We start from the raw sequence: 898 nt of genomic DNA, 5'->3' as shown, positions 1-898 counted from the left end.
TTCTCGGCAAGCCGCTCTGGATGTGGCTCGTCTTTGTCGGGGTCGTTGTCGCGCTCCTCGCCTTCGACCTCGGCGTGCTGCACGGCGACGACCACGAGATCGGCGTCGCCGAAAGCCTGCGCCTGTCGGCCATGTACATCGCGCTCGGCGTCAGCTTCTCGGGGTTCATCTGGTGGCAGATGGACGGCGAGGCGACGGCCCAGTACCTCACCGCCTTCGTCGTGGAGAAGACGCTGGCGATGGACAACATCTTCGTCATCGCGCTGATCTTCGGCTTCTTCGCCATCCCGCGTCAGTACCAGCACCGGGTGCTTTTCTGGGGCATCCTCGGCGTGATCCTGCTGCGCGGCATCATGATCGCGCTCGGCGCAACCATCGTCGAACAGTACCACTGGGTGCTCTACCTCTTCGCGATCTTCCTGATCTTCACCGGCATCAAGATGCTGTTCGCCTCGGACGCGCCGCACAGCCTCGAGGACAACAGGCTCGTGGGTGTCCTGCGGCGGTGTTTCCACGTGACGGGCGGGCCGCGGGGCCACGCCTTCTTCGTGCGCGAGCGGCATCCCGAGACCGGGCGCATGACGCGCTACGTCACGCCGCTCTTCCTCGCGCTGATCGTGATCGAGGTGGCGGACCTGGTCTTTGCCGTGGATTCCGTGCCGGCGGTCTTCACCATCACAACCGACCCCTACATCGTCTATACCTCGAACATCTTCGCGATCCTCGGGCTGCGGGCGCTCTACTTCGCGCTGGCGGCGATCCTGCACCGCTTCGCCTACCTGAAATACGCGCTGTCTGTGCTGCTCGTCTTCATCGGATCCAAGATCTTCGTGGCGGACCTCATGGGATGGGAGAAGTTCCCGCCCACATGGTCGCTCGGCATCACCTTCGCGATCCT

General features: G+C 63.8%; 1 protein-coding gene. It reads left to right on the top strand.

Translation table 11 applies throughout. The annotated features are described in order from the left end of the window. On the top strand, positions 1 to 898 hold an 898-nt coding region (locus RISW2_RS22965; RefSeq protein WP_043775820.1), incomplete at both ends, for a TerC family protein.

It is taken from the genome of Roseivivax isoporae LMG 25204 (assembly GCF_000521865.1).
GTDB lineage: Bacteria > Pseudomonadota > Alphaproteobacteria > Rhodobacterales > Rhodobacteraceae > Roseivivax > Roseivivax isoporae.
The sequence above is the reverse complement of the archived record's forward strand: the minus strand, read 5'-3'. Positions and strand labels throughout refer to the sequence as shown.